Below are 23,608 nucleotides of genomic sequence, written 5' to 3' on the forward strand. Positions count from 1 at the left end.
TATCAAGAGTCTAAAAACTTGTTTCTGTAAATAAATAGTTATTCTTTTGTAACCTCGTATGGAAAAAAAGTCTTATTCAATTACCGAAGCCAAAGTAAAACTGCAACAATTTTGCGCTTATCAAGACCGTTGCCATAAAGAAGTTGTTGAAAAATTACAGAAAATAAACATGATTCCTGAAGCTATCGATTTGATTGTAACCGAATTGATTCAAGATAATTTTTTAAATGAGGAACGCTTTGCTAGAAGTTTTGCCAGAGGAAAGTTTAGAATAAAAAAATGGGGGCGTTTACGTATTGTTAGAGAGTTGAAGTTTCGGAATATTTCGAAATATAATATTGATGCAGCGCTGAAAGAAATTGAAGAAGCTGACTATTTAAACACATTGGATGAATTGGCTAGGAAACGTGCTAATGCTGTAAAAGAGACAAATCCGCTTAAGCGAAAAAAGAAAATTGCTGATTATTTATTTTATAGAGGTTGGGAATCGCACTTGGTTTACGAAAAGATCAATGAGTTGGTGAAGTAAGTTTATGAATTAGTGTAATTTTGCACATAACGATCCAGAAAAGAAGAATTTTTATGGCAACACTTACATCTCATATTTCTTCAAATAGTAGAGCATACATGCGATTTATTTTTGCAGCTTTATTTTTAACTATGATTCCTTTAAGATTTTGGAGTATTTATAACCTTGTCTTTTCTAGTCTTATATTTTTTATGCTTGTTTATGATTTATTCAAAAGAAACTATCCTCAAAATCAACTTGAAGCATCTTCATACTATCTATTTTGGATTGTAGCATTTTTAACTATTATCACTAATATTAACTTACGTTATAATTACTTTGATTCTGATTTTAGCTCCTCATTTTTGCATTATCCGATTAAAGAAATTTTAATTATAAAGTCTATAGTTTTTATTATTTCCTTTATTAGATATCGGAGTATTGTAGTCACAAAAACCATTTTAAGTAAACTTTGGCTCGTAACCATGTCTTTACATTTCGCTTTTCTTTTATTAAATTCAACTTACAGTTTTCAAATTATATCTTACAACTTAGCCATTATTTCCGCTATAGAAACTGTACTTATTATTTTTACAGAAAAGGAGTTATTAATATATAAATCGAGTATTTTCGATTTTTTGTGGGATTAAAAATTCTAATAAACAACAAAACAAAGACTTGTGCTTGTCTATCATTAGCGTATTTCTAGATTATTCTTTCGATGCGTTCGTAAAACAGCTTCCTCATTTTTCCAATCAATCCATTTTTGCCCCTTTATTTTACGCATGAAATTGTCGTAATGTCTCATGATAAAAAAGTTATACACTGCTCTCCCTAAGTTTTTTGGATTCTTAGCAAATGAGCGCAAACTCATAGAGAAACCTGGTGTTATGTATTTCATGTAATGCCAATATCCTTCTGGCATATAAAGTATGTTCCCATGTTCTAACTCTGTAATATGCCCTTGTGCTTTTTGCAAGGCTGGCCATTTTTCAAAGTCAGGATTTGAGAAGTCAATATCTTCACGAACAATCAGAGAATGTGGAATTTTGTAGAGGTAATCATTTTGTTTTTGATCGAACAGAATGCATTGTTTTTTTCCTTCAAAATGAAAGTGAAAAATATTAGCTAAGTCAATATCATAATGCATAAACGTATGTGAGTTGGTTCCTCCAAAGAATAACATTGGTAAGGATTTCATCAACTTTAATCCAAAATCTGGATAGGTATAGTCATTTTGGAGCGAAGGAATTTCTTTTAGAATATTCCACAGAAAAATACGATATTTTGTAGGTTCTCGTTTGAGTAAATCTACATATTCCGACATTTTCATTTTTGCATGTGGTTCGTTGAAACCATCTTTATAATCTACAGGTCTGTCATCATATAGTGGGACTTCTTTATCGCCCGCTATTTCTTTCATATACTCCAAACTCCATTTGGTATACGCAGGCCAATCTTCAATAAAATTTTCTATCACCACAGGTTTCTGTGGCTTAAAGTAATTTTTAATAAAGTCTTCTTTGGTAATTGTTTTAACCCTTGGAATTTCTTGTAGATTCAATTTCAAAATTCTAACGTTTATTCTAGCTAAGTTAATAAATTGTTATGAAAAATATATTTTTTAAACAAAAAAAGAGCTCAATTATGAGCTCTTTTTAGAATATATTTTGATACTCATTACTATTTCTTTTCTAATGCGGCGGCTTTCTTGTTTTCTTTTGCCTGCTCGTTTCGTTCGATTGTATGCCCTGGTCTTGACCATTTTGGTTTTTCTCCTAGCGCTTGATACTGAGAATCTTCAGCTTCTACAGTTTGTGGTTGCACCTTCTTTGTAAATGGTTTTTGAGGATTTAATCCTAACATTTCAAACATTTTCATGTCTTCATTTACATCTGGATTTGGTGTTGTTAGTAATTTATCTCCCGCAAAAATAGAGTTTGCGCCAGCAAAGAAACACATTGCTTGTCCTTCTCTACTCATGTTGGTTCTTCCAGCAGATAAACGTACTTGTGTTTCTGGCATTACAATTCTTGTGGTAGCTACCATACGAATCATATCCCAAATTTCTACAGGTTTTTCATTTTCTAACGGAGTTCCGTCAACAGCTACTAATGCATTGATTGGTACAGATTCTGGTTGCGGATTTAATGTTGCCAAAGCGGCTACCATTCCTGCACGATCTTCTACAGATTCTCCCATTCCTATAATTCCACCACTACAAACCGTTACATTGGTTTTACGAACATTATCAATCGTTTCCAAACGATCTTCATATCCACGTGTTGAGATGACTTCTTTATAGTATTCTTCCGATGAGTCTAAGTTGTGATTGTAAGCGTACAACCCTGCTTCTGCTAAACGTTGTGCTTGGTTTTCTGTCACCATTCCTAGCGTACAGCAAACTTCCATATCTAGTTTATTAATGGTACGTACCATTTCTAATACTTGATCGAATTCTGGTCCGTCTTTTACATTTCTCCATGCTGCTCCCATACATACTCGCGAGCTTCCCGAAGCTTTGGCACGTAATGCTTGTGCTTTTACATGCGAAACGGTCATTAAATCATTTCCTTCAATATCGGTATGGTAACGTGCTGCTTGCGGACAATACCCACAATCTTCAGGACATCCTCCCGTTTTTATAGATAGTAATGTAGACACTTGCACGGTATTTGGATCGTGATGAACTCTGTGTACCGTTGCTGCTTCATATAGCAATTCCATCATTGGTTTGTTGTAAATCGCTATGATTTCTTCTTTAGTCCAATTGTGTCGAATGTTGTTCATAAAAAAGTAAGTTTGGTGACAAAAATAGTTATAACCATTTAGATTCTGCTTCTGTTGCGTCTAAAATATCAATTTTTAATATTTCTGCTATTTGTTTTGCTATTTGAAATGCTTTTTCTTTCTTTTTTGCGGTGTATGCTTTGATGCGATGATTTCCATTGTAAAATAAATTTACAATAATAACATTACTTCGTACTCTCGCTTCCGCAGAACGAGAACGTACCATGACCGATTCTGTCGTACTAAACACGGAAACATAGTCTATTTCTGGTAATTCTTTCCATTTTCCATATCGAATTCCAAATACTTCTGTGAAAGTTCGATACTTATTCGCTTCAAAATCAATTTCAGATCCATCTGTATAAAGATAAAAAAAAGATAACCCGCAAAGAATAAAACCATAGAGAAAGCCTGTAATAAGCAATACAATTCCGCAAGCAAGTGCAACCATTCCTAAAAGTGTTTTTATGATGAGTACATCTTCTTTAAAGACAATTTTTGTATCACTCATTGATGAAATCTGTAAATAGTTTATAGAATTTATCTGCTTCTTCCAAGTATGGATTGTGCCCACTTTGCTCAAACATTACAAATTTGGCTTGTGGCATAAATTGCTTGTATTGCACTGCAAATTCTGGCGTAGAAACACCATCATAACGACCTGCAACGATTAAGGTTTTTGCTTTTATATTTTTTAATTCTTTTCGATAATCTTGATAGATCATACTTCCAGAAACATCAAAATCGCCATCTTTTCCAATGATAGAAACATATACATCATTTGCCCAACCTCTATGTTTTTCTTTTGGCGAATTTTGCTTCAGTTTTGTGTTGTGATAGTATACATATTTGGTTGGAAAACTTCCGTAGACTTTCATAAATTCAGGATCGCTTGAAACATATCCTAACGCACGTAATGAATCTACTTTTTTCCATTTTTCAGGAAAGTGTGTTTTTGCATAACGATTGTAACTATCGCAGTTTGCTTGCCACATAGCACCACTGTGAAAACCATTAATCAACACCATTTTGTCAACATTGTCTTTGTATTTGATGGCGTATGCTTGCGCAGGAACAGTTCCGTACGAATGTCCTACCAAAGAGATTTTTTTGAATTTTAAGAGTTTGCGAAGTTTTTCAATGAGTTCAACATCATTTTCCACTGAATATTCAGATGGGTTTTTAGCATCATCGCTTTTACCTCTTCCCAAGAAATCGAAAAACACAACTGTATTGGTTTTGTAGTATTGTCCAAAATTCCCTTGCATGTAATCGTGAGAGTTTCCTGGTCCGCCAGGTAAAAAGAAAATTGGATCTCCAGATCCTTTTACTTCTACATTAATTTTGTAACCATCAATGGTGTAGAATTTTGATTCGAATTTATCAAAGATATCTGCTTCTTGTTGTGCAAAAGTTGAAGAAGTTGCACCAAATACAAACACTAGTAAAAGACGTGACAATAATTTCATAGCTAACAATTTATTGTAAATATAGCTATTTGACTAGAAAAGATGAATTACGTTACAAAGGAAAAGACATATATTAGACTATCCTTTTATTTTTTATTGTAAAAAGGAATTCCTCAGAAACAATAACTTCCAAGGAATTCTATAAAAATAATCAAATGATCAGAATTTCTTCCGATCAGAATTGATCAAAGTTCACTTATAAATTAGAACGGAGAGCATGAAACAGCTCTGCTACAACTAGGTCTAAAAGTTCCTCTACCACCTTTTACTTGCTCTAATTCATTAATTTTAAAAACAGAGATTGCTTTTTTATTAAGGCTCAACGATTTAAGATTCTTTTTCTTCATTGTATTGATTGTTTAAATATAACCTACTCTATTAAAGGTTTTCGGTTTTCCCTTTTAAAATAAACATGCTAGCAATGCTTAAATTCTGACACTAATATCTATGATTTAGAAATTATAGAAAACAATCATATCGCGAGATTAAATAAAATAGGGTATAAAAAAAGTCTTGTGTAAAAACAAGACTTAAAAAATGGATTTTTATACGTAATTATTACTTAGAATGAGAAGGACAGCCATCTCGAAATGTGATGTTATCAAAATCTGTTGGAAGACTCGATCCTCCTTTTATTTCGTTCGTTTTACTTAGGCTCACCTTAGCTATAGTAGTTTTTTTTAGACTAAATTTTAGTAATTGGTTTTTCATATTTAAAAGAGTTTTTGTTTTCACTTACTAAATATAGATGCTCACCGAAAAATAGCGAAATCATTATACCCTATTTTCTTTAAAATAGGGTCATTTTTAGCTTTTAGAAAATTTCTATTTTATTCAGTTCTTTTATGTAGTAAGATGGATTCAATCCTGTTTTGTTTTTAAAATGTTTTACGAAAGAATCGTCGGTTTTATATCCTATTTCAGTTGCAATACCTTTTATAGAAAATGATCTGAATTTCTTATCGTTTTTTAATCTTTTTAAAACATATTCAATTCGTAGCTCATTGATATAATCACTAAAAGTTTTTCCTTTTTCATTATTGATTATCTGTGACAAATAAGTAACATTCGTTTTTGTTTTTTTAGCGACAGAAGTCAAGTTACAATTCGATTTCAAAAAGTATTCCTGCACTTCCAGTTTGTGTAATCGCCCAATAATTGCTTTGAGAGTAGCATCATCAATTGGAATATTTTTGATTTGTTTTTTTGATTTTTTTTGAAATGTTACTTTTTCGTCTTCTTCTAGTGTTGAAATTTTTTCTAGAAGTGTTTTAAATGTTGCTTGATTCGTTTGCTGCTTTTTAACGTATAAGATGAGCGTTAACAAAAATGCAGAAGTAGCTATTATAATTCCCCATAACATATAATTTATGGTTTGTTTATCTTCTTTTTCTTGATTTTGCAATGCAACGATTTGGACTAAAAATTTTTCACTGTCTTTATCATGAAATTTATTCGTTGCGATATCTTTTTTGCGACTTGCCGTATTTTTAATTTCTATAACTTTATTCAACAAAATAGTAGCTTCCTTATAGTTTCCTTTTTTCGAATAACATTGTGCCAATAGATTGTGCGTGTTTATTACATTATCTTTTTCTAAATCTTCATCTTTTATATAAGCCATTGAATTCAATAAATACTGAATTGCTTCATCATATTTTTGAAGATCATAAAAGCAAAGCGCTATTGCATAATTTGTATTTACTGTTGGGAAGAAAGGACTTGCTATGTTGTTTTTTTTTATGATTGTTTCTGCTTTAAATAGACATTCAAATGCTAGTTCCCATTTTTTTTGATGTCTATAAAATTTTCCTTTTTTTATGTATAAGTCAACAAGTCCCTCTTGAAAGTGTAGTTTTTTAGCTAGTGCAATTCCTTTTTTTATATGTGGAAACATTGCTTCGTAATTCCCTTGCGCCATATAAGCATCACATATAGTTGTCAATACGCGCACATGGTTTTTTTTACCTTTAAAAGTAGCTTTGTCGATTAAGGTTAATGCATACACGGAAAAATCTACAGCCTTATCTTCTTTATTGATAGAAGGTAAAAAAGCTATTAGACCAGAATATGCAATTAATTCTTGATCTATGTTTTTATTCTTTTTTGCAATAGTCAAAGCATTGTAGTAAGCTTCTATAGCTTTTTCGTTTTTCCAACTGAAGTAATATGAATTCCCAAGTTTCATGTGGGCTTTAAACAGTAAGTCTTCATCTTTTATTTCTTCTGCTATCTCGATAGCTTTTACGAAATAGGATATACTGTTTACATAGTTTTCTTTTTTTTGCAATGCATTGCCTACATCTAGATATTGTTGTACCGTTTGCCCTTTAGTTTCTTTAATAGTATGCGCCTGCTGTGGGAATGAATAATGTCCTACTAAAAAGAAAATAATTCCTATGAGAATAACTGGTGCTTTTTGTGTATTCATATATTAAATGGAAAAAGAAAACTTCATATTTAGTACAAAGTAACTATATTAATTTTAGAACCATTAATCGTATAGAATTTCGATTTGATTTTAGCAGCTCCTTGTTTCCTAAAAAATATACTTCAACAAAGCAAAAAATTTCTGGTATACACCATTCCATTCATTATTTTTCACATAAAAAAAGAGTTGAAGCAAACACTCCAACTCTTTTTCAACAGATAAAAGTCGTAACTCAATATCTGTTTATTTAATTACCCACAAGCTATTGCACCTGTTGCGCAAAAAATATCTGTTGGTGGCTCACCATTTCTACATTCAGTAACCGTATTAAATATACTTCCTCCTGTAATTTTATTAGCATGAAAATTAGAGATTACTTCTTTGTTGATCTGTAACTTTTTTAATGACTTTTTCATCGTTTTATGTTTTAAGAATGTTGCCTACTCTAATAAAGGTTTTCGGCTTCCCCGTATTTGAAATTGAAAACAATTGTCCTTTGATTTCGAATACGAATGTCAGTTATTAAAGCATCAAAAAAAAGGAACATATCACGACTTTAAACAAAATAGGGCAAGTCATTAATTTAGAGTTTCAAGAATGGTAAAAGCGATCATTCTTAATTAAAAATAAGGTCTTTTTAAAGAAGTTAAAAATAGATTTTTACATACAAAAAATACAGTTAAATGACTGAAAAACAAATATTTACACCTAACAACATAAAAACAATTGCTATTTAAATAATTGCTTTAATTTAAAAAAAATAGGGTTTATCAGCACACACAAATTTAAATGATTTAGGGTTTGCTTTTTTTACTTTATATGGTACTTTTTAGATAAGAAATGAAATAGCTTTAACGAGATTAAAAAACATAAAAAAATCCGCTCTAAGGCGGATTCTTCTATATTTTTAGTTTGATTATTTTTCTTCTGAATCATCTGAAGATTCTACTTCAGTTGCAGGAATTTCTTTTGTTACATCTTTACCTTTTAAATATTCTGGTAATTCCATTCCTGCCATGTTGAACATTTCCTGTAATGGCGGAACTGCTTTGTACATTCCCGAAATAAAGTTGGACGTAGATGTTTTACCATCTTTTCCTCCACCATTTTCCCAAACGGTAACTTTATCAATCTTGATGTTTTTAATAGCTTCTGCTTGTGTTTTTACCAATTCAGGTAATTTATCAGCAACTAATAACAATACTGCATCTTTTGAGTTGTTTCCAGCTGCTTTTACAATTTGCTCCAAACCAGCCGCTTGTTTCGTTAATACTTCAAATTGACCTTGTGCTTCTGCTTGTGCTTTAAATAAGATTGCATCAGCTTCACCTTTTGCTTTTCTACGAATACGTTCTGCTTCTGCTTCTGCGTCAATTTCTACTTTACGTTTGTCAATTTCGGCAGGTACAATAATATCGGCTTGTTGCGATGAACGCTCTCTTTCTGCTCTGGCAACTTCCGCTTCACGCTCTGCTGCGTACGATTCTTCTAAGGCTTTTGCTGCTTGTACTTTTTCAGATGCAATTGCCACACGTTCTGCTTCTGCTTCACGCTGTCTACGTAAAGAATCAGAGTTTGCTACTTCAATTTTCGCGGTATTTTCTCCATCAACTGCTTTTGCATTTGCGGCTGCTACTTGTGTACGTTCATCCTGTAAAGCGTTTGCCTCACCAATAGAACCATCTCTGTTTTTCTCTGCAACCGATTTACGAGCTGCGTTAATTGCGTGTGCTGCAGCTTCTTTACCAAGTGCTTCAATATATCCCGATTCGTCAACAATATCGGTAATGTTTACGTTGATCAGTTTTAAACCTACTTTCTTTAATTCTGATTCAACACTTTGAGAAATGTTTGTTAAGAATTTATCTCTATCAGAGTTAATTTCTTCGATATCCATTGAAGCTACTACCAAACGTAACTGACCAAAGATAATTTCTTGTGCTAGTTCTTGAATTTCATGTTGTCCTAATCCAAGTAAACGTTCTGCTGCATTTTGCATTACTCCTGGTTCTGTTGAGATACCAATGGTAAATCGAGAAGGTACATTTACACGAATATTTTGCTTACTTAAAGCGTTGACTAGGTTTACTTCTATTGAAATTGGTGTTAAGTCTAAGAATTCGTAATCTTGTATAACTGGCAATATAAATGCTGCACCACCATGAATACATTTGGCAGATTCTCCGCCTCCAACTTTTCCGTATACTACTAAGATCCTGTCTGATGGACAACGTTTGTATCTACGAATAAATACAGTGATTAATAAAAAGATAAAGAGTCCTACAGCGACTAATGTTATTAGTCCAGACATCTCTCCAATAGAACCCCCACTAATATTATTAGGATCCTGCAATAAGAGAAGCGCTTTTGTCATAATTTTTTTTGTTTATTGGTTGAACGATTAATATTCCGGTTCCTGTAATTTCCGTTACTTCTACTACAGTTCCTGTTTTGAGTGTTTCTTCACTATCTGCAAGTGCATCCAATTCGCGCAAAGCGCCTTGAATATTGACATGAACTTTTCCAATTTTGGAACGATTGGCACCTATGGTTAAGTATACTTCTCCCACGTTTCCAATAGCGTTTTCAAGCTTGAGTGTTCCACTACTTACTAGTTTGTTAATGTAGTAAATAAGTGTTGCCATCACAACCATCATTGCGAGTCCAGCTAGTGATGATATTAAAATAGTCACACCTTTTCCGTAACCTGCATTGATAGATGAAATTCCTGCCCAACTAAATATGGTAAAGAAAGCCACTAAATTTTTGAACGTAAAGAATTGAAACCCAATTCCTGTATCGCTTTCTATATCGGAATCTACGTCGCCATCAGCGCCATCTGCATCACCTATTAAGAATGTAGTGATAAGTACAAATACAAAAATCGTTGATGATATTGCAGCGATGACCCAATACGACTTTTCAAAAGTTGTTAATGCTGAAAACCAATCTTCCATAGCATACGGTTTTAATGTGTTATTTTATTTATTTGTTGAATTTTTAGTCTTTGGTTAGCAATACTGAAACAGCGTTTCCTCCAAATCCGACCGCATTGACTAAAATTTTGTTTAGTTGTTTCGGTATTTTTCCTTTTCCAAGATACGGAATTGATATGAATTGTTGTTGCTGTATCATGAGAATTGCTAATTCTACACTTAACATTCCTGAAGCTCCAAAAGTGTGACCTATTTTCCACTTATTCGTAGTCAGACTTGGCATTTTGTTACAAAATATTTTTTTGATTGCTTGAAATTCTGCTAAATCACCTTTAATTGTTCCTGGTGCATGTAGCACAATTGCATCTACTTCTTCGGTTGAATGTCCTTGTAATGCCATACGCATCGATTTTTCAAAACAGATACCTTCTGCCGAAATGGATGTGTTGTGTTTTAAAATTTCTGTAGCATAACCAATTCCTCTAATTTTTGCCAATGCATTTGGTTTTTCACCTTTTTCCATACAGATTGAAGCAGCTCCTTCACCCAAAATCATAGTGTTTCGGTTTTTTTCTAAGTCTAACGACAAACAAGGAAAATTTGCTTCTTTTTTTGCATATATATGCAAAGCTTGCATTTGCGCAATGGTAAATGGTGTTAGTGGCGCTTCACTTCCTCCTACCAAAAATTTCTCTGTCATTCCCGACTGCAGCCAAGCAATTCCGTTTAACAACGCATGTAATGCTGTAGAACAAGTAATGGAATGTGATATTTGCGGTCCTGTAGTTTGCAAATCGTGTGCAACCCAAGACGAAATATTTCCTAAAGTAGTTGTTGGTGAACTTAGCGTTTCTGCATATTTATTTTCTAAGAAATCTTGATGATATTTTTCAAAAAGTGATGTAGCACCTCTAGACGAACCTATGTTTATTCCGAAGTTGTTTTCATCATTCCAAGCAGCATTTTTAATAGCAATTCGTGAAGCTACTATTGCGTACAACACACTATTATCAAGGTTTTTATATTTTGAATTGGAATTTTTTAATGCTTCAACCCCCGCTTTTGCCGTTGTGGAAAGTCGCGCTGTATTCACATATTCATTTTGAATTGTTTCAGTCTGAAAACAATGAAAATTAGTTGTATAATGTTCCCAAATTTCGGCTTGTGTACTTCCCAATGGAGATACCGAACCCAAGCCAGTTATTGAAATACAGTCATGCATCATAATCATATAAATTGAGACTGCTAATATCGTAAGAAATGTGATGATTTGCTAACATTTATAGACTGTAAGTTGGAGAAATTATGATTGTTTTTACACCTATAAAAAGTTAGATATTATATCTTGTATTTTTTTATGTGAAATTAAATTACCCTTAATGAATATTTCTAAAATTTCTTTGTTACTTATTTTACTTCCTTTTTGGGTTTTGGCTAATAATCAAGATTCCCTTTCTATTTTTAAAGAGAAAAACCTTTCGCAGCAACATACATATATTAAGGAACGATTAAATTCCGTAAAAAATATAGATACTTATATTACTGCTTTTTCAGATAAAGCAAGAGGACAAAAAGACACACTTTATATTGCCAAATCGTATTATTTTAAATATCGCACCTACAGAAAAGCAAAAGCATATTCAGAAGCACATTCGGCAATTGACAAAGCCATTTTACTTGCAAAGAGCAGCAAGAAAGATTCATTATTAGGTTCTTTTTTTCATGCCAAAGGCGCTACTTTTTATATGCAGTCTAATTTTAAGGCTGCATTGGATTACTATTTAAAAGCGTATGACATTATGCGTACTAAAAGCTCAATTAGTAAATTATTGACACTAAAATTTAATATTGCAGTAATGAAACTAAGAGTAGGAAAAACGCAAGAAGCATCTCTTCAATTTTATAAGATTATCCACTCGTACGATTCGCTACTCAGTACAAAACCCAATTCATATGCTTTGAAAAAAAATTTTATTATAATGCTCAATAATACAGCGAAAGCCCGTACTGACTTAGCTATGTACGAGCACGCAATTGAGTTGTATTCAAGAAGTCTTTTATTGAACGAAACTATTAATTATCTTCCTGCGAAGTGTATTGCTATTGGCGGGAAAGGAAATGTATATACCGCAGAAAAAAAATATGAGAAAGCTATTGAAAAACTAAACGAAGCATTAGCAATTTCAACTAAAGACAAAGAATCAGACTTAGTTACTCCTTATTTATTACTCGATAAAGGAAAATGCCTATTTGGATTAAAAAAATATAAAGAAGCCTTAGAAAATTTCGTAGAAATAGATCGTATCATACAAACTAAAAAACTGAATTTCCCAAACTTAGACGAAGCATATCAATTTCTTGGAAAAACGTATGTTCAATTGGGAAATCATGAAAAAGCGACGGAGGTCTATGACCAGTATATTAAACGAAAAAAGCTAAATGATGAAAAACGCTTTGAGTTGTATCAAACTATTTTTGAAGGATATGATTTGAAGAATGTAGAATATCGTGCCGAGAAAGCTGCAAAAGAGTCCAATTTATTTAAAAGCTACTTTACACAAGCAATTCTAGCAATTATACTTTTAATTATTTCTGCAATTGCCTTCTTTATGTATTATAGAAATAAGCAAAAACAAAAGTTTACAAAGTTTCATGCACTTATTAAAGAGTTAAAAACGACAGAGGTCAAGGATGTAGAAACCGTTCCTACTGGTTATGTATTATCGGACGAAAAAGCTTCTAAAATATTGAACAACTTGGAAGTTTTGGAAACGAAGTTATTTTTTCTTGATAAGAAATACAACCTTTCCACCTTGGCAAAAAAGTGTAATACTAATTCGAGTTATTTATCTCAAGTGATTAATAAATATAAAGAGAAGACTTTTTCAGAATATATGACTGATATGCGTATTACTTATGTTTTAAATGCGTTAAAAAATGATAAAAAATTACGCTCGTACACCATTCAATCTATTGCAGAAGAAATTGGTTTTAAGAAATCAGAATCGTTTGCAAAGGCTTTTAAAAAACGAACAGGATTTAATCCTTCTTATTATATTAAAAATCTTGACAAGCTTTAGTTTATTAATCTATTTTCATAAAAATCGATTATAAACACTGGGATTCGGTTTTAGAATTAACGTACTTTCTACTATCATTAATCTTAAAACTAATAGTATGAAAAGTAGATTTCACAAAAAATTAAACCTTAAAAAAGTTACCATTTCTAAATACATTATTCTTGGCGGTTCAGCAACTCCTGATAGTGAATCGGTTCCTACACAATCTAGCGCATATCTTGAACCAACAGAATTACCTGTACTGGATGAGAATTTGACAATTAGTGGCCATCAACAAACGTGCATGTAAACACATATATCTTGGTTAAAATCTAGTACGATTTTTATAAAAATCGATTATAAGTATTGGGAATGTTTAGAGAAATTGAGTTTCTTCACATTATAATAATTAACTCTAAAACTTGTATTATGAAAACTAAGTTTCACAAAAAATTATCCCTCAAAAAAATTACAATCTCAACATATAAAATCTATGGAGGTAATGAAGAAGATACCATTAAATCTAGCGCATATCTAGAGCCAACAGAAACTCCAACTCCAATAGATGAAAGTCCTAGATTGATTAGTGCTAATAATGAAACCTGTGTTTAATACGCTTCGTTAAAAAAATAAAAGCTCTTGAGTTATTCTCAAGAGCTTTTTTTGTTGTTATACACACGGATGTACTGACAAGCAAGGGTTTGGAATATCTGTATTTCCAGTAAAAGAATTTTCACAAAGTCTGTGTTCTTTAGTTGGCTCAACTGGACATAAAATCACTGAGATAATTCCTCCTTTTGCACTTTCTAAATTAGAGATCAATTTCTTGTTTAATTTTAAACTTTTTAAACTTCTTTTCTTCATAATGAATATAATTTTAAGGTTTATGATTTGACTCAAAACTAGATCACATTTTGTGCTAAAACAAAGCAACATTTACGATTTTCATGAAAATCTAATACGTTTTTCATAAAAATAGACAGTGTAGAAAATAAACTTATTTAACTGAAATAAAACAAGTTAGGTAATTAAATTTATTGATATAGGTTTTAAGTTTTTTACTGAAAGTTTGTGAGTTGCTTACGAAGATTTTTTCGAACATTTTGCAGGTTAATTCTATTAAAATACATGTCTACATCTTGCATTCCGTCCATTGCAAGTTGAATCCATTCTACTTTTACTTCTCCTTCACTGAGTAGATATTCTTCAATGATGATTTCTTTTTGTATTCCGATGATTAAAAGTATTGCTGCAATGACAATTCCCGTGCGATCTTTTCCAGATAAACAATGTACAAGTACTGGAAATTGTATACCTGGATTCTCAAAAGTTTTTATGATTTGATTGAGCCAAATTTTCACTTCTTTTTGACTTGTATTGTATTTTTCAATTTTGTTAGACATGGGAAAGTGAAAATATTCCACATCAAAAGCAGCTTCATCTGCTCCATTTCTCAGGTTTATGATAGATTTTGCTTGTCCGATTTCATCGAGTGTTTTTACATAATCAATACTTCCGCCTCTTAAAAGTTGGTTTTCGTGTAGTTTTTTTTCGCCAAGTATTAGGTTTATATATCCGCCAACATCTCTAAAATTTACGCAACCATCTGTATAATCTAATCCCATAATTATTGTGTTACGAAAGTTAGCTATAGTGTATCAAGCGTTTCGCGAATGGCCTGATATATTTGTTGCAATTGCACATCTGTAGTAATGTACGGCGCTAAAATGTAAATGGTATTTCCTAACGGGCGCAAACAAACACCTTTGCTCATAAACGAATTGAACAGTTTGTCACGTAAGTTTCCATAACGTTCCATTTCTATGTTTAGATCGAGTGCAAAAATTTGTCCTTGTTGTCGTGTAGACACCACTTTTGGATGTTTTTTTATTTCTTGACCAAATGTATTGTGTGAAGCTTCAATGCGTTTTAAATTCGCCTGCATTTCGTTTGATTGCAGGAGTTCAATTCCCGCAATAGCGGCACTACACGCCACAGGATTTCCCGAATAGGTATGTCCGTGGAAGAAGCCTTTTTTCATATCATCTGCATAAAAAGCATCGTATATTTTTTGACTACAACTCGTAATTGCCATTGGCACCATTCCCGCAGATAACGCTTTGGATAAACAGATAATGTCTGGCTTGGTTTCTATAAATTCTGATGCAAAGTTTTTTCCCGTTTTTCCAAAACCAGTCATAATTTCGTCGGCAATGGTAACAACGTTGTGCTCTTGTGCAATTTTTAAGATCTCGTTGATATGCTCTGCTTTATGCATTTGCATTGCGGCAGCACCTTGCACCAAAGGTTCGTACACAAAAGCAGCTACTTTATGTTCTGTAATTAATTTGGTGAATAATGCTTTTACTGTTTCCAAATTTTCAGCATTTGGTACAGGAATTCGAGCTACATCAATAAAGAATTCTTCAAACGGTCCGTTATAGACTGAAAGTCCAGAAACTGACATTGCGCCAAAGGTATCGCCATGAAAACCATTTTCTAAAGCAATAATTCGTCCTCTTTTTTCATCTTGATTGAAATGATATTGCAGTGCCATTTTTATAGCTACATCAATAGCAGTAGAACCATTGTCTGAAAAGAATAGCTTTTCTTGATTGCTAGGTAATATTTCAATGAGTTTTTCTGAAAGTTCTACAGCTGGTTTGTGCGTGAATCCTGTGAAAACCACATGATCTAGACTTTGCATTTGCGCATATACTTTGTCGATAATGTATGGATTGCAATGTCCGTATACACAAGTATACCAAGACGCTATTCCGTCTATATATTCATTGCCGTTTTCATCATATAAAACAGCGTCTTTTGCCTTAGTAATCGCAATATGATTTGGATGCGATTTGTGCTGCGTTAGTGGATGCCAAAGGTGTTTTTTATCTCTTTCTTGTAAGCTCATTATAGTTTTTCTTTGAATGTTTCCGCGTACTCGCGAATTACATTTTGATCAAAATACGGCTCTTCATCAATACGTCCAAGTACAGGAACATTGGTCATTTTTTTGATGATTGTTTCTGTTGTTACGTGTTCCTTCCCACTAAAAATAATAGACACATTGAAGCCTTTTTCTTTTAGCAAATTTACCGTTAGTAAGGTATGATTGATACTTCCCAAATAATGACGCGAAACTACCACAACATGATATTCAGGTTTTATGACATCTAAAATTGTGTTTTCGTCATTCAACGGCACTAAAATTCCGCCTGCACCTTCAATAACCAAATGATTATCGGTCATTGGTTCTTTAATTTTTGCTAAATCGATCGTGATATTGTCAATTTCTGCGGAAGCGTGCGGACTCATTGGCGTATTGAGTGCATAACTATTTGGGTGAATTTTTGTTTTTGTGTTTGAAATGTATCTTTCTATTTTGTGACTGTCGGAATTGTCTAAATCACCAGCTTGTATTGGTTTCCAATAATCGGCTTGTAAGGCTTCCACTATAATTGCGGAAGCAACAGTTTTTCCAACTTCAGTTGAGATTCCTGTGATAAATATTTTCTTTTTCATTGACCTTTTTCGGGTTTAAAAGTTTCTCCGCACATATTACACAAATATATTTTTGGCTCAAAAAACGGGAATAACATGTATAGAAATTTTTTTTTCGGTGGCGCAATTAGCACTTTGTTTTCCTTACAATTAGGACACACGATTCTATTTCGCTTTCTGTCTACTTCGTATTCGCGCAATTCATTGTATAACGCAATGGCAGCTTCTTTGTCTTGCAAATGTACTTCTAGTTTTACACCACCAATTGCATTGCTCACCAACGGATCTACATCAACGGTATATTGATCTCTTAGAAATACTTCGATGCCTTCCGACATGAATTTTCCTTGCATTACGCGCGCTTCTGCCGTGTATTCAAAAGTAGTTACTGTATAGAACTCGTTTTTCATTTTTGTAGTGTTTGTAAAGTGTTTATAACTGCTTTTATTTCTGTTTCTGTATTGTATGAATGTAGACAGAAACGCAAGCGTTCTTTTCCTTTCGGAACTGTTGGTGATACTATTGGTTTTACGTCAAACCCTTTTTCTTGTACTATTTTTGCTGTGCTTTTTACTATATCATTTCCTGAAAGAATACAACAGTGAATCGCTGCATTTCCTGGAATGAAGTTCAAATTTCTTGTCGCTTCTTGAAAGCTTTGTATGTTTTTGTGTAACCGTTTTATAGCTGTTGTTTGCGAGAGTTCATCATACGCTATTTTGATCGTAGCTACTGCATGTGGCGATAATCCTGTGGTATAGACGAGACTTCTAGCAAAATTGACTAAGTAATTTTTGAGCGTTTCACTTCCCAAAATAACGGCTCCGTGACAACCAAGGGCTTTTCCAAACGTGTAAATTCTGGCAAAGACTTCATTTTCTAGGTTTAGTTCCTGTAAAAGTCCTTTTCCATATTCGCCAAAAACACCTAAAGCATGTGCTTCATCTACAATGAGATAAACATCTTGCTCATTGCAAAGTTTCACTAACGCTTTTAAATCAGGTGAATCACCATCCATAGAAAAAACAGATTCTGTCACCACATAAATTTCTTGATCTGTTGTATTTGATTGTTTTATTTTTTGAATTTTCTGTTGTAAATCAGACAACTCGTTATGCTTGAATTTGTATGATTTTGCATTACTCATTCCAATTCCATCACGAATTGAAGCATGAATAAATTCATCATACATTATAATATCTCCACGCTGCGGCACAGATGAAAAGAAACCAATATTGGCATCATATCCTGAGTTGAATAACAAAGCAGCTTCACTGTTGTGAAATGTACAAAGTTGTGCTTCTACTTCTTGATATAGTTTGTGATTTCCCGAAAGCAATCGCGAACCTGTAGCGCCATTTTGTTGTATGTTTCTATCTAGTAAAAACTGATGTGTTTTTTTAAAAATGGTTTCAGAAGTAGCAAATCCCAAATAATCATTCGAAGAAAAATCAACATTCCCTTTGGTTATAGGAAGCGTTCGCAGTGCATTATTTTGCACACGACCTTGAAGTTTTGCTTGTATTTTTTTGGGTGTTTTCACGTGTTTATATGTATTCTTTTTATTGATCACTGTTGTTTACTATTCATCATTCCTTGGATGAGAAACTTTGTAACATGCTCGTTTCATAATTCAATCCACTTTGAATCGTTTGCAACTGTTGCATCTAGTAAATCTATTTGTAATGTGATTGCTAATTTTTTTCCAACTTTTAGTGCTTCTTCTTCATCGGACAGTTGGTATATTTTAAAATGTTTATTGCCTACATACCATAAATTCACTTCATAAAAGTGCTGATCTTTTTTGAATACAGAAATGTATTCTAGTGCTGGCAACGATTTCCACTTTCCTTTTTTGAATATCAAAAATGCGTGTTCATGTTTGTACCGATGGTTTTTGAAATCAAAATAGTACGTTTGTATCACAGAATAGTAAAAAGCCAGCATAAGCGCTATTGCTGCCAATTGCAAAGTATGCATTTCTCTTTTTACTTGGTCTGTTTTAAAAGAAAATTCGAACTCATAAAAGAAAAAAACAACAAGTACAACTACCGTTGCATATAGTAACGCAGCTAAGATATTTTGCCACAATGGCCTGTTTCCTTGAGAGATTATCACTTCTTCTTTCATCTGGTAAAAATACTGATTATTCTACGGAAAGTGATGAAGAAGTTATGGAGAAATACAATTATTGAATGGCTATTTTTTCTCCTAAGAATTTTGGTTGTTTGCCAATGACTAAGTCCATACACATGGCGACACGCGCAAATATTTCGCGCACTTCTACTTTGAAACCATATCGTCCACTTACATCTTTTGCATTGAAACCAACAGCATTGACTCCTTTGGCATTTGCGATAGCAATAGCACGCTCGTTATGAAATTGTTGCGAGATTATTGTAATACTTTCTTGTTGGAATATTTCTTTGCTACGCACAACAGAATCAAGTGTTCTAAAACCAGCATAGTCTAAAATAATTTTATCTTCAGGAACGCCTGCTGCGATTAAGTCTTCTTTAAAAGTTGTAGGCTCATCGTAGTATTTACTTCCATTATCGCCACTTACCAATATATATTCTATTTTTCCCGCTTTGTAAAGCTTTACGGCAGCATTGATTCTGTATTGGTAAAATAAGTTAATCGTTCCGCCTTTAAGATATTTTGCGGTACCGAGCAATAATCCAACTTTGTTTTTGGGTATTTCGGTAGTGTTGTTGAATGTTTTTCCTTTGCTGCTAAATTCAACGTAAACATTACATATAACAATTCCGACAACTAATAATACAAGCATCCAACCAGCTCGTTTTGACCATTTTTTCATGTAGAATATTTCTATTTTTGATATTAAAAAAACCCTTCCAAATTGAAAGGGTTTTTCAGCTTGTTAGTTCTTTATTTTTAAATAGTATTGATGTACTTAATTAATTTTTTCAAACTCTCTTCTTTGTTCAGTTTGATACGATTCTTTTTAATGAATGTATTGATTAAATCTGCTTTGTCAGGAAAGAGTGCTAACAATGCTTTTTTCTTTTTTGGAAGTTTAATTGCATGTCCGTTATGTGCTTTTTCGATATAGAATTCGCAACGCATATCTTTGAACTCTGTTGTAACTGATGAAGCAGAATTTCCGTAAGTAGCTTTTTTACGCTTTACTAATTTTTTACATTCTTTTCTATACAGAGAAATGTTATCATCATCTTCAAGGCTGATGTAATACCCTAAATCATTTTCTTTTTCACTATCAATTTTCTCTAAAACTCTATAGGTAACATTGTTAGAATGCTGATTGATTACATAACTTCTTTTTTTAGAAATTATTAATACATCATCTTTTTCAGCACCTTTTACTTCCATTTCGTCCATTAATGCATTGTAACGAACTAAATATACTTTCCCAACAGGAGCAATCTTTGCTGTAGCAAACGATTCTTGCTTGTACGGCGACCCAATAGTGTTAGCTCCATACACAATTCCTTGATTTCGTACGACAACAGAATTTAAATCATTATCGAAATCCATGGAAGCTCTTAATGCAAGATCTATACCATCTGCAGGTGGTTTGAGTCCGTAGCTTCCGCCCTTGCATTGTTGGGCAAATCCTTCCAGACTTAGTAATAGACAAAATACTATAAAGTATTTAAAATGTTTGAAGGTGGTTTTGGTGTGAATTGTTTTCATAATAAATCTTTTTTTGGTTTTAATGTAGATATCAAGTTACGAAAAATTATACGCAAGTGAAACTATTAAGACATTTTTCACCAATAAGTGTTTGATTTTATTCAGTTTACATATAAAAAAAGCACCAAGCTTTATTGCCTGATGCTTTACTTAAATTATTTACAAAGTATATACTTACAATGAATTTACATACGTAATGATCGTTATTAAATCTTGATCGTTTGTTACTTTTAATTTGTTTTCTTTGATATATGCTTTTACTATATTTTTTTTATCTTCAAATAATCTAGAAACGCCTCTTCGAGTTCTTGAAAGCTTTTTAACATTACCATTGTTATGGAATTCAACATAGTAATCAGCCTTTAAATCTTGAAACTCTGTAGTTATTTTTGGCGGTGGTGTCATATAATGTGATTGCTCCATACCTACCGCTAATTTTTTTGCTTTTTTCTTATAAAGAGACACATAATCATTCTCTAATAAAACTTCGTAGTAACCTAATGCTTTTTTGGCGTCACTATCGTCTGCATCTAAAATTTTATAAGCTACATTGTCTTCTGCAAATATAATTTTACTTCTGTATTTGTTTTTATTGATCCATCCGCTTGTATTTTCTCCTTGAATTTCCATCTCGTCTAAGAACGCGTTGTAACGAGCTTTAAATTGCTCCGATTCTACTTCTTTGAACTCTTCGTTATGGAATTGAGAACCTTCAGCAATTTGAAGTAAGCTTTTCTCTGGATTTACATATCCTAATCCAAATAATGGATTGTGATGTGGCACTAGAAAAAATGTGATTGTTGGTGAGTTATCCTGTTGTAAAGTTACGCTCTGTTGTGAATGAGCTGAATTAAAGAATAACATAGCGAGTGCACATAGGCAACTTGTGGTAAAAAGTGATCTCATGGCTTTTGTTTGGTTTTAATTGTTATTTGTAAACTATTTACTATTAATTTACAGCAAAAACCTTACCAATTCAACTTTTTTGAAAACTTTTTTTTCGCTAAAACAATCTTTTACAACGAGTTAACGTAATTAATCAACTTCTCTAAATCTCTTTCTTTGGTAACTTTGATTTTATTTTTTTTGATAAACGCTTTTACCTCTTTTTCTTTACTAGCGAATAATTTGATAACTGCTTTTTTATTTCTTGGAAGTTTCACTGCAGATCCACTATCACCATATTCTATATAATATTCGCTTTTTTGTTCTTTATATTTTGCTGAACTTGCATTGATGCTGCCATAAGCTGCTCGTTTTACTTTTACAAACTTTTTTCTATCTTTTCTATATAGCTTTACATTTTTCCCATTAGTCAACTGAATATAATATCCTAGTTTATCTTCTTTTTCACTTTCAATATTCTGTAAAATTTTATAAACAAGGTTCCCTTTATTTTGCTTAATAATGTAATTCCTGTTAGCTTTATTCATAACCACAGTATCTGATTGCTGAATAACTTCCATCACATCTAGAGCTACATTATAACGCACCATAAACACTTTATTTATAGGAGCTATATTTGCTGAATTGAAACCTTCGTCATAATAAGGAGTTCCTTCTATATTTGCTTTCAAGACCCTTGCCATATTTTTTTGCAATATTGCTTGTGACGAAATATCGTTGTGAAACATAGATGCTTGAAATGCTTGTTTTGCAGCACTTTGAGAAAACCCGAAAGCAGTTACTAATAGAAGACTGCTAAGAGCTATAAATTTTTTATTGATTGGTAATTTCATAACATTTTGGTTTTAATATAGTTAGTAATTTACGAATTGAATCGTGTTTGTTCCAAATAATTTCTTTTTTTTAAGACTAGCATCAAATATCAGTCCATTTTTTTCAAATAGTCTGCTTTTAGTTTTTTTAGCATAAAAAAAGCACCAAACAATAAAGTTTGATGCTTTTATATATTTTATTTATAAAGTATACTTACAATACTTTTTCGTACGTAATAATGGTTTTCTTTATGACTATGTTCTTATAAAGAATTAGCATAGTTAATCAACTTAATCAAGTCTTTTTCTTTGGTAACTTTGATTTTATTCTCTTTGATGAATGCTTTAATTTCTTTTTGCTTGCTTGCAAATAATTTAATGATTGCCTTTTTCTTTCTTGGCAGTTTTACCGCAGTTCCATTATCACCATATTCTATATAGAATTCACTTTTTTGCTCTTTATATTTTGCAGAACTTCCGTTGATACTACCATAAGCCGTACGTTTTACCTCCACAAACTTCTTTCTATCTTTTCTATATAATTTTATTTTTTTCCCAGTGGTCAACTGAATATAATATCCTAATTTATCTTCATTTTCACTTTCTACATATTCAAGAATTTTATATGTAACGTTTCCTTTATTTAACTTTATAATATAACTTCTATTATTCTTATTCATGAACAACGTATCCGTATCTTGAATAACTTCCATTACATCTAAGGCTACATTAAAACGAACCATAAACACTTTATTTATTGGAGTAATCGTTGCAGAGTTAAAACTTTCATCATAGTAAGGCGTACCGTCAACATTGTTTTTATAAGTCTTTGCCATGTTTTTTTGCAATATTGCCTGCGTCGAAATGTCGTTGTGAAACATAGATGCTCTTCCTGCTTGAGAAAATACCGCTGTGCTTACTAAAATGATCCCACAAAGGGCTATAAACTTTTTTCTGATGAGTAACTTCATAACATTTTGATTTTATATGAGTGAGTTTACGAATTGAATCGTATTTATTTCTAATGATTTATTCTATTTTTTTAACAGTAATATCAAATATCAGTCCAATTTTTTTCAAATATCGTGTTTTTTTATTTTTCAGCATAAAAAAAGCATCAAACAGTAAAGTTTGATGCTTTTTTTTATTTTGATTGTATTTGCTAATTAATCTGCTAATACAATAACTTTATTATCTTTCATTTCAATAGTACCAGAATTGATAGTCAAGGTCAATATTTTATCGTCATCATTGTGAGGAACTATTGATCCATGCAAATCATCAAATACTAAGTGTGACTGTGTATGTGTATGAATCTTCACCATTCCATCTTTTAAAAGCGATACAATTGGCGCGTGATTATTTAACATTTGAAAGTCACCATTAATTCCTGGTACAGTTACAGAATCTACTTCTGAACTGAATAAAGTTGCTTCTGGTGTAACAATTTCTAAATACATATGTTGTTGTTGTTGGTTGTTGGTTGCTCGTTGTTGGTTGACTAACAACTAAAAA

At 32.3% G+C, this 23,608-nt stretch carries 28 protein-coding genes; 5 read left to right on the top strand and 23 right to left on the bottom strand.

Annotated elements, in window-relative coordinates; translation table 11 throughout:
• Nucleotides 1-58 precede the first annotated feature (58 nt).
• Nucleotides 59-529, top strand: coding sequence for a regulatory protein RecX (locus ACRBBL_RS17365; RefSeq protein WP_431370343.1), 471 nt, complete (start codon nt 59-61; stop codon nt 527-529).
• A 53-nt stretch (nt 530-582) separates the two neighbouring features.
• A complete protein-coding gene (locus tag ACRBBL_RS17370; RefSeq protein WP_431370344.1) occupies nt 583-1,158 on the top strand; it encodes a hypothetical protein in 576 nt (191 codons plus the stop codon).
• Nucleotides 1,159-1,202: 44 nt separating this feature from the next.
• Here the strand turns inward: ACRBBL_RS17370 and ACRBBL_RS17375 are convergent, their stop codons facing one another.
• The 10 genes from ACRBBL_RS17375 to ACRBBL_RS17420 all read right to left on the bottom strand — a co-directional run bounded on the left by ACRBBL_RS17375 (nt 1,203) and on the right by ACRBBL_RS17420 (nt 11,356).
• The gene (locus ACRBBL_RS17375) at nt 1,203-2,078 is read right to left on the bottom strand and encodes a cupin-like domain-containing protein (RefSeq protein WP_431370345.1); all 876 of its coding nucleotides are present in this window, start codon (nt 2,076-2,078) and stop codon (nt 1,203-1,205) included.
• 113 nt (nt 2,079-2,191) lie between these two features.
• Nucleotides 2,192-3,298 carry a biotin synthase BioB gene (gene bioB, locus ACRBBL_RS17380; protein ID WP_431370346.1) on the bottom strand — a complete coding sequence of 369 codons (1,107 nt, stop codon included), beginning with the start codon at nt 3,296-3,298 and terminating at the stop codon, nt 2,192-2,194.
• Nucleotides 3,299-3,326: 28 nt separating this feature from the next.
• Nucleotides 3,327-3,809, bottom strand: a complete 483-nt coding sequence (locus ACRBBL_RS17385; protein ID WP_431370347.1) for a hypothetical protein — start codon at nt 3,807-3,809, stop codon at nt 3,327-3,329.
• Nucleotides 3,802-4,767, bottom strand: coding sequence for an alpha/beta fold hydrolase (locus ACRBBL_RS17390; RefSeq protein WP_431370348.1), 966 nt, complete (start codon nt 4,765-4,767; stop codon nt 3,802-3,804). Before ACRBBL_RS17390 ends, ACRBBL_RS17385 begins: the two co-directional genes overlap by 8 nt.
• A 203-nt stretch (nt 4,768-4,970) precedes the next feature.
• A complete protein-coding gene (locus tag ACRBBL_RS17395) occupies nt 4,971-5,114 on the bottom strand; it encodes a class I lanthipeptide (protein WP_431370349.1) in 144 nt (47 codons plus the stop codon).
• Nucleotides 5,115-5,581: 467 nt separating this feature from the next.
• Nucleotides 5,582-7,198: a tetratricopeptide repeat protein gene (locus ACRBBL_RS17400; RefSeq protein ID WP_431370350.1), complete on the bottom strand. Its 1,617-nt coding sequence runs from the start codon at nt 7,196-7,198 to the stop codon at nt 5,582-5,584.
• A gap of 251 nt (nt 7,199-7,449) precedes the next feature.
• Nucleotides 7,450-7,614: a hypothetical protein gene (locus tag ACRBBL_RS17405; RefSeq protein ID WP_431370351.1), complete on the bottom strand. Its 165-nt coding sequence runs from the start codon at nt 7,612-7,614 to the stop codon at nt 7,450-7,452.
• Nucleotides 7,615-8,114: 500 nt separating this feature from the next.
• Entirely contained in the window at nt 8,115-9,509 is a 1,395-nt protein-coding gene (locus ACRBBL_RS17410) for a flotillin family protein (protein ID WP_431370401.1), read from the bottom strand.
• A 28-nt stretch (nt 9,510-9,537) separates the two neighbouring features.
• Nucleotides 9,538-10,155 carry a hypothetical protein gene (locus ACRBBL_RS17415; protein ID WP_431370352.1) on the bottom strand — a complete coding sequence of 206 codons (618 nt, stop codon included), beginning with the start codon at nt 10,153-10,155 and terminating at the stop codon, nt 9,538-9,540.
• Between the two features lie 43 nt (nt 10,156-10,198).
• Nucleotides 10,199-11,356, bottom strand: a complete 1,158-nt coding sequence (locus ACRBBL_RS17420; protein WP_431370402.1) for a beta-ketoacyl synthase N-terminal-like domain-containing protein — start codon at nt 11,354-11,356, stop codon at nt 10,199-10,201.
• A 157-nt stretch (nt 11,357-11,513) separates the two neighbouring features.
• On the opposite strand from ACRBBL_RS17420, the gene ACRBBL_RS17425 reads away from it, so the two are divergent.
• From ACRBBL_RS17425 to ACRBBL_RS17435, 3 genes are all read left to right on the top strand, one after another.
• A complete protein-coding gene (locus tag ACRBBL_RS17425) occupies nt 11,514-13,214 on the top strand; it encodes a helix-turn-helix domain-containing protein (protein WP_431370353.1) in 1,701 nt (566 codons plus the stop codon).
• 97 nt (nt 13,215-13,311) lie between these two features.
• Nucleotides 13,312-13,503 (top strand): hypothetical protein, encoded by a 192-nt coding sequence (locus ACRBBL_RS17430; RefSeq protein ID WP_431370354.1) that lies wholly within the window; start codon nt 13,312-13,314, stop codon nt 13,501-13,503.
• A gap of 119 nt (nt 13,504-13,622) precedes the next feature.
• Nucleotides 13,623-13,805 (top strand): hypothetical protein, encoded by a 183-nt coding sequence (locus ACRBBL_RS17435; RefSeq protein WP_431370355.1) that lies wholly within the window; start codon nt 13,623-13,625, stop codon nt 13,803-13,805.
• A gap of 57 nt (nt 13,806-13,862) precedes the next feature.
• On the opposite strand, the gene ACRBBL_RS17440 is transcribed toward ACRBBL_RS17435, so the two are convergent.
• The 13 genes from ACRBBL_RS17440 to ACRBBL_RS17500 all read right to left on the bottom strand — a co-directional run bounded on the left by ACRBBL_RS17440 (nt 13,863) and on the right by ACRBBL_RS17500 (nt 23,553).
• Entirely contained in the window at nt 13,863-14,057 is a 195-nt protein-coding gene (locus ACRBBL_RS17440) for a hypothetical protein (RefSeq protein ID WP_431370356.1), read from the bottom strand.
• Nucleotides 14,058-14,251: 194 nt separating this feature from the next.
• Nucleotides 14,252-14,818 carry a tyrosine-protein phosphatase gene (locus ACRBBL_RS17445; protein WP_431370357.1) on the bottom strand — a complete coding sequence of 189 codons (567 nt, stop codon included), beginning with the start codon at nt 14,816-14,818 and terminating at the stop codon, nt 14,252-14,254.
• Between the two features lie 23 nt (nt 14,819-14,841).
• Nucleotides 14,842-16,107 carry an adenosylmethionine--8-amino-7-oxononanoate transaminase gene (gene bioA / locus ACRBBL_RS17450; RefSeq protein ID WP_431370358.1) on the bottom strand — a complete coding sequence of 422 codons (1,266 nt, stop codon included), beginning with the start codon at nt 16,105-16,107 and terminating at the stop codon, nt 14,842-14,844.
• Nucleotides 16,107-16,718: a dethiobiotin synthase gene (gene bioD / locus ACRBBL_RS17455; protein WP_431370359.1), complete on the bottom strand. Its 612-nt coding sequence runs from the start codon at nt 16,716-16,718 to the stop codon at nt 16,107-16,109. The genes bioA and bioD overlap by 1 nt, the downstream gene beginning before the upstream one ends.
• Entirely contained in the window at nt 16,715-17,107 is a 393-nt protein-coding gene (locus ACRBBL_RS17460; protein WP_431370360.1) for a DUF2007 domain-containing protein, read from the bottom strand. The genes bioD and ACRBBL_RS17460 overlap by 4 nt, the downstream gene beginning before the upstream one ends.
• Nucleotides 17,104-18,240 (bottom strand): aminotransferase class I/II-fold pyridoxal phosphate-dependent enzyme, encoded by a 1,137-nt coding sequence (locus ACRBBL_RS17465; protein ID WP_431370361.1) that lies wholly within the window; start codon nt 18,238-18,240, stop codon nt 17,104-17,106. Before ACRBBL_RS17465 ends, ACRBBL_RS17460 begins: the two co-directional genes overlap by 4 nt.
• Before the next feature lie 83 nt (nt 18,241-18,323).
• Nucleotides 18,324-18,827, bottom strand: a complete 504-nt coding sequence (locus ACRBBL_RS17470) for a hypothetical protein (RefSeq protein WP_431370362.1) — start codon at nt 18,825-18,827, stop codon at nt 18,324-18,326.
• Between the two features lie 58 nt (nt 18,828-18,885).
• A complete protein-coding gene (locus tag ACRBBL_RS17475) occupies nt 18,886-19,518 on the bottom strand; it encodes a SanA/YdcF family protein (RefSeq protein ID WP_431370363.1) in 633 nt (210 codons plus the stop codon).
• Between the two features lie 77 nt (nt 19,519-19,595).
• Complete coding sequence (locus ACRBBL_RS17480; RefSeq protein WP_431370364.1) at nt 19,596-20,375, bottom strand: hypothetical protein; 780 nt, start codon at nt 20,373-20,375, stop codon at nt 19,596-19,598.
• Nucleotides 20,376-20,549: 174 nt separating this feature from the next.
• Nucleotides 20,550-21,281 carry a hypothetical protein gene (locus ACRBBL_RS17485; protein ID WP_431370365.1) on the bottom strand — a complete coding sequence of 244 codons (732 nt, stop codon included), beginning with the start codon at nt 21,279-21,281 and terminating at the stop codon, nt 20,550-20,552.
• 110 nt (nt 21,282-21,391) lie between these two features.
• The gene (locus ACRBBL_RS17490; RefSeq protein WP_431370366.1) at nt 21,392-22,114 is read right to left on the bottom strand and encodes a hypothetical protein; all 723 of its coding nucleotides are present in this window, start codon (nt 22,112-22,114) and stop codon (nt 21,392-21,394) included.
• A gap of 242 nt (nt 22,115-22,356) precedes the next feature.
• Entirely contained in the window at nt 22,357-23,064 is a 708-nt protein-coding gene (locus ACRBBL_RS17495; RefSeq protein WP_431370367.1) for a hypothetical protein, read from the bottom strand.
• Between the two features lie 195 nt (nt 23,065-23,259).
• Nucleotides 23,260-23,553: a FoF1 ATP synthase subunit delta/epsilon gene (locus ACRBBL_RS17500; protein ID WP_431370368.1), complete on the bottom strand. Its 294-nt coding sequence runs from the start codon at nt 23,551-23,553 to the stop codon at nt 23,260-23,262.
• Nucleotides 23,554-23,608 lie beyond the last annotated feature (55 nt).

This window comes from Kordia sp. (assembly GCF_050633145.1).
In the GTDB taxonomy this organism is placed as follows: Bacteria; Bacteroidota; Bacteroidia; order Flavobacteriales; family Flavobacteriaceae; genus Kordia.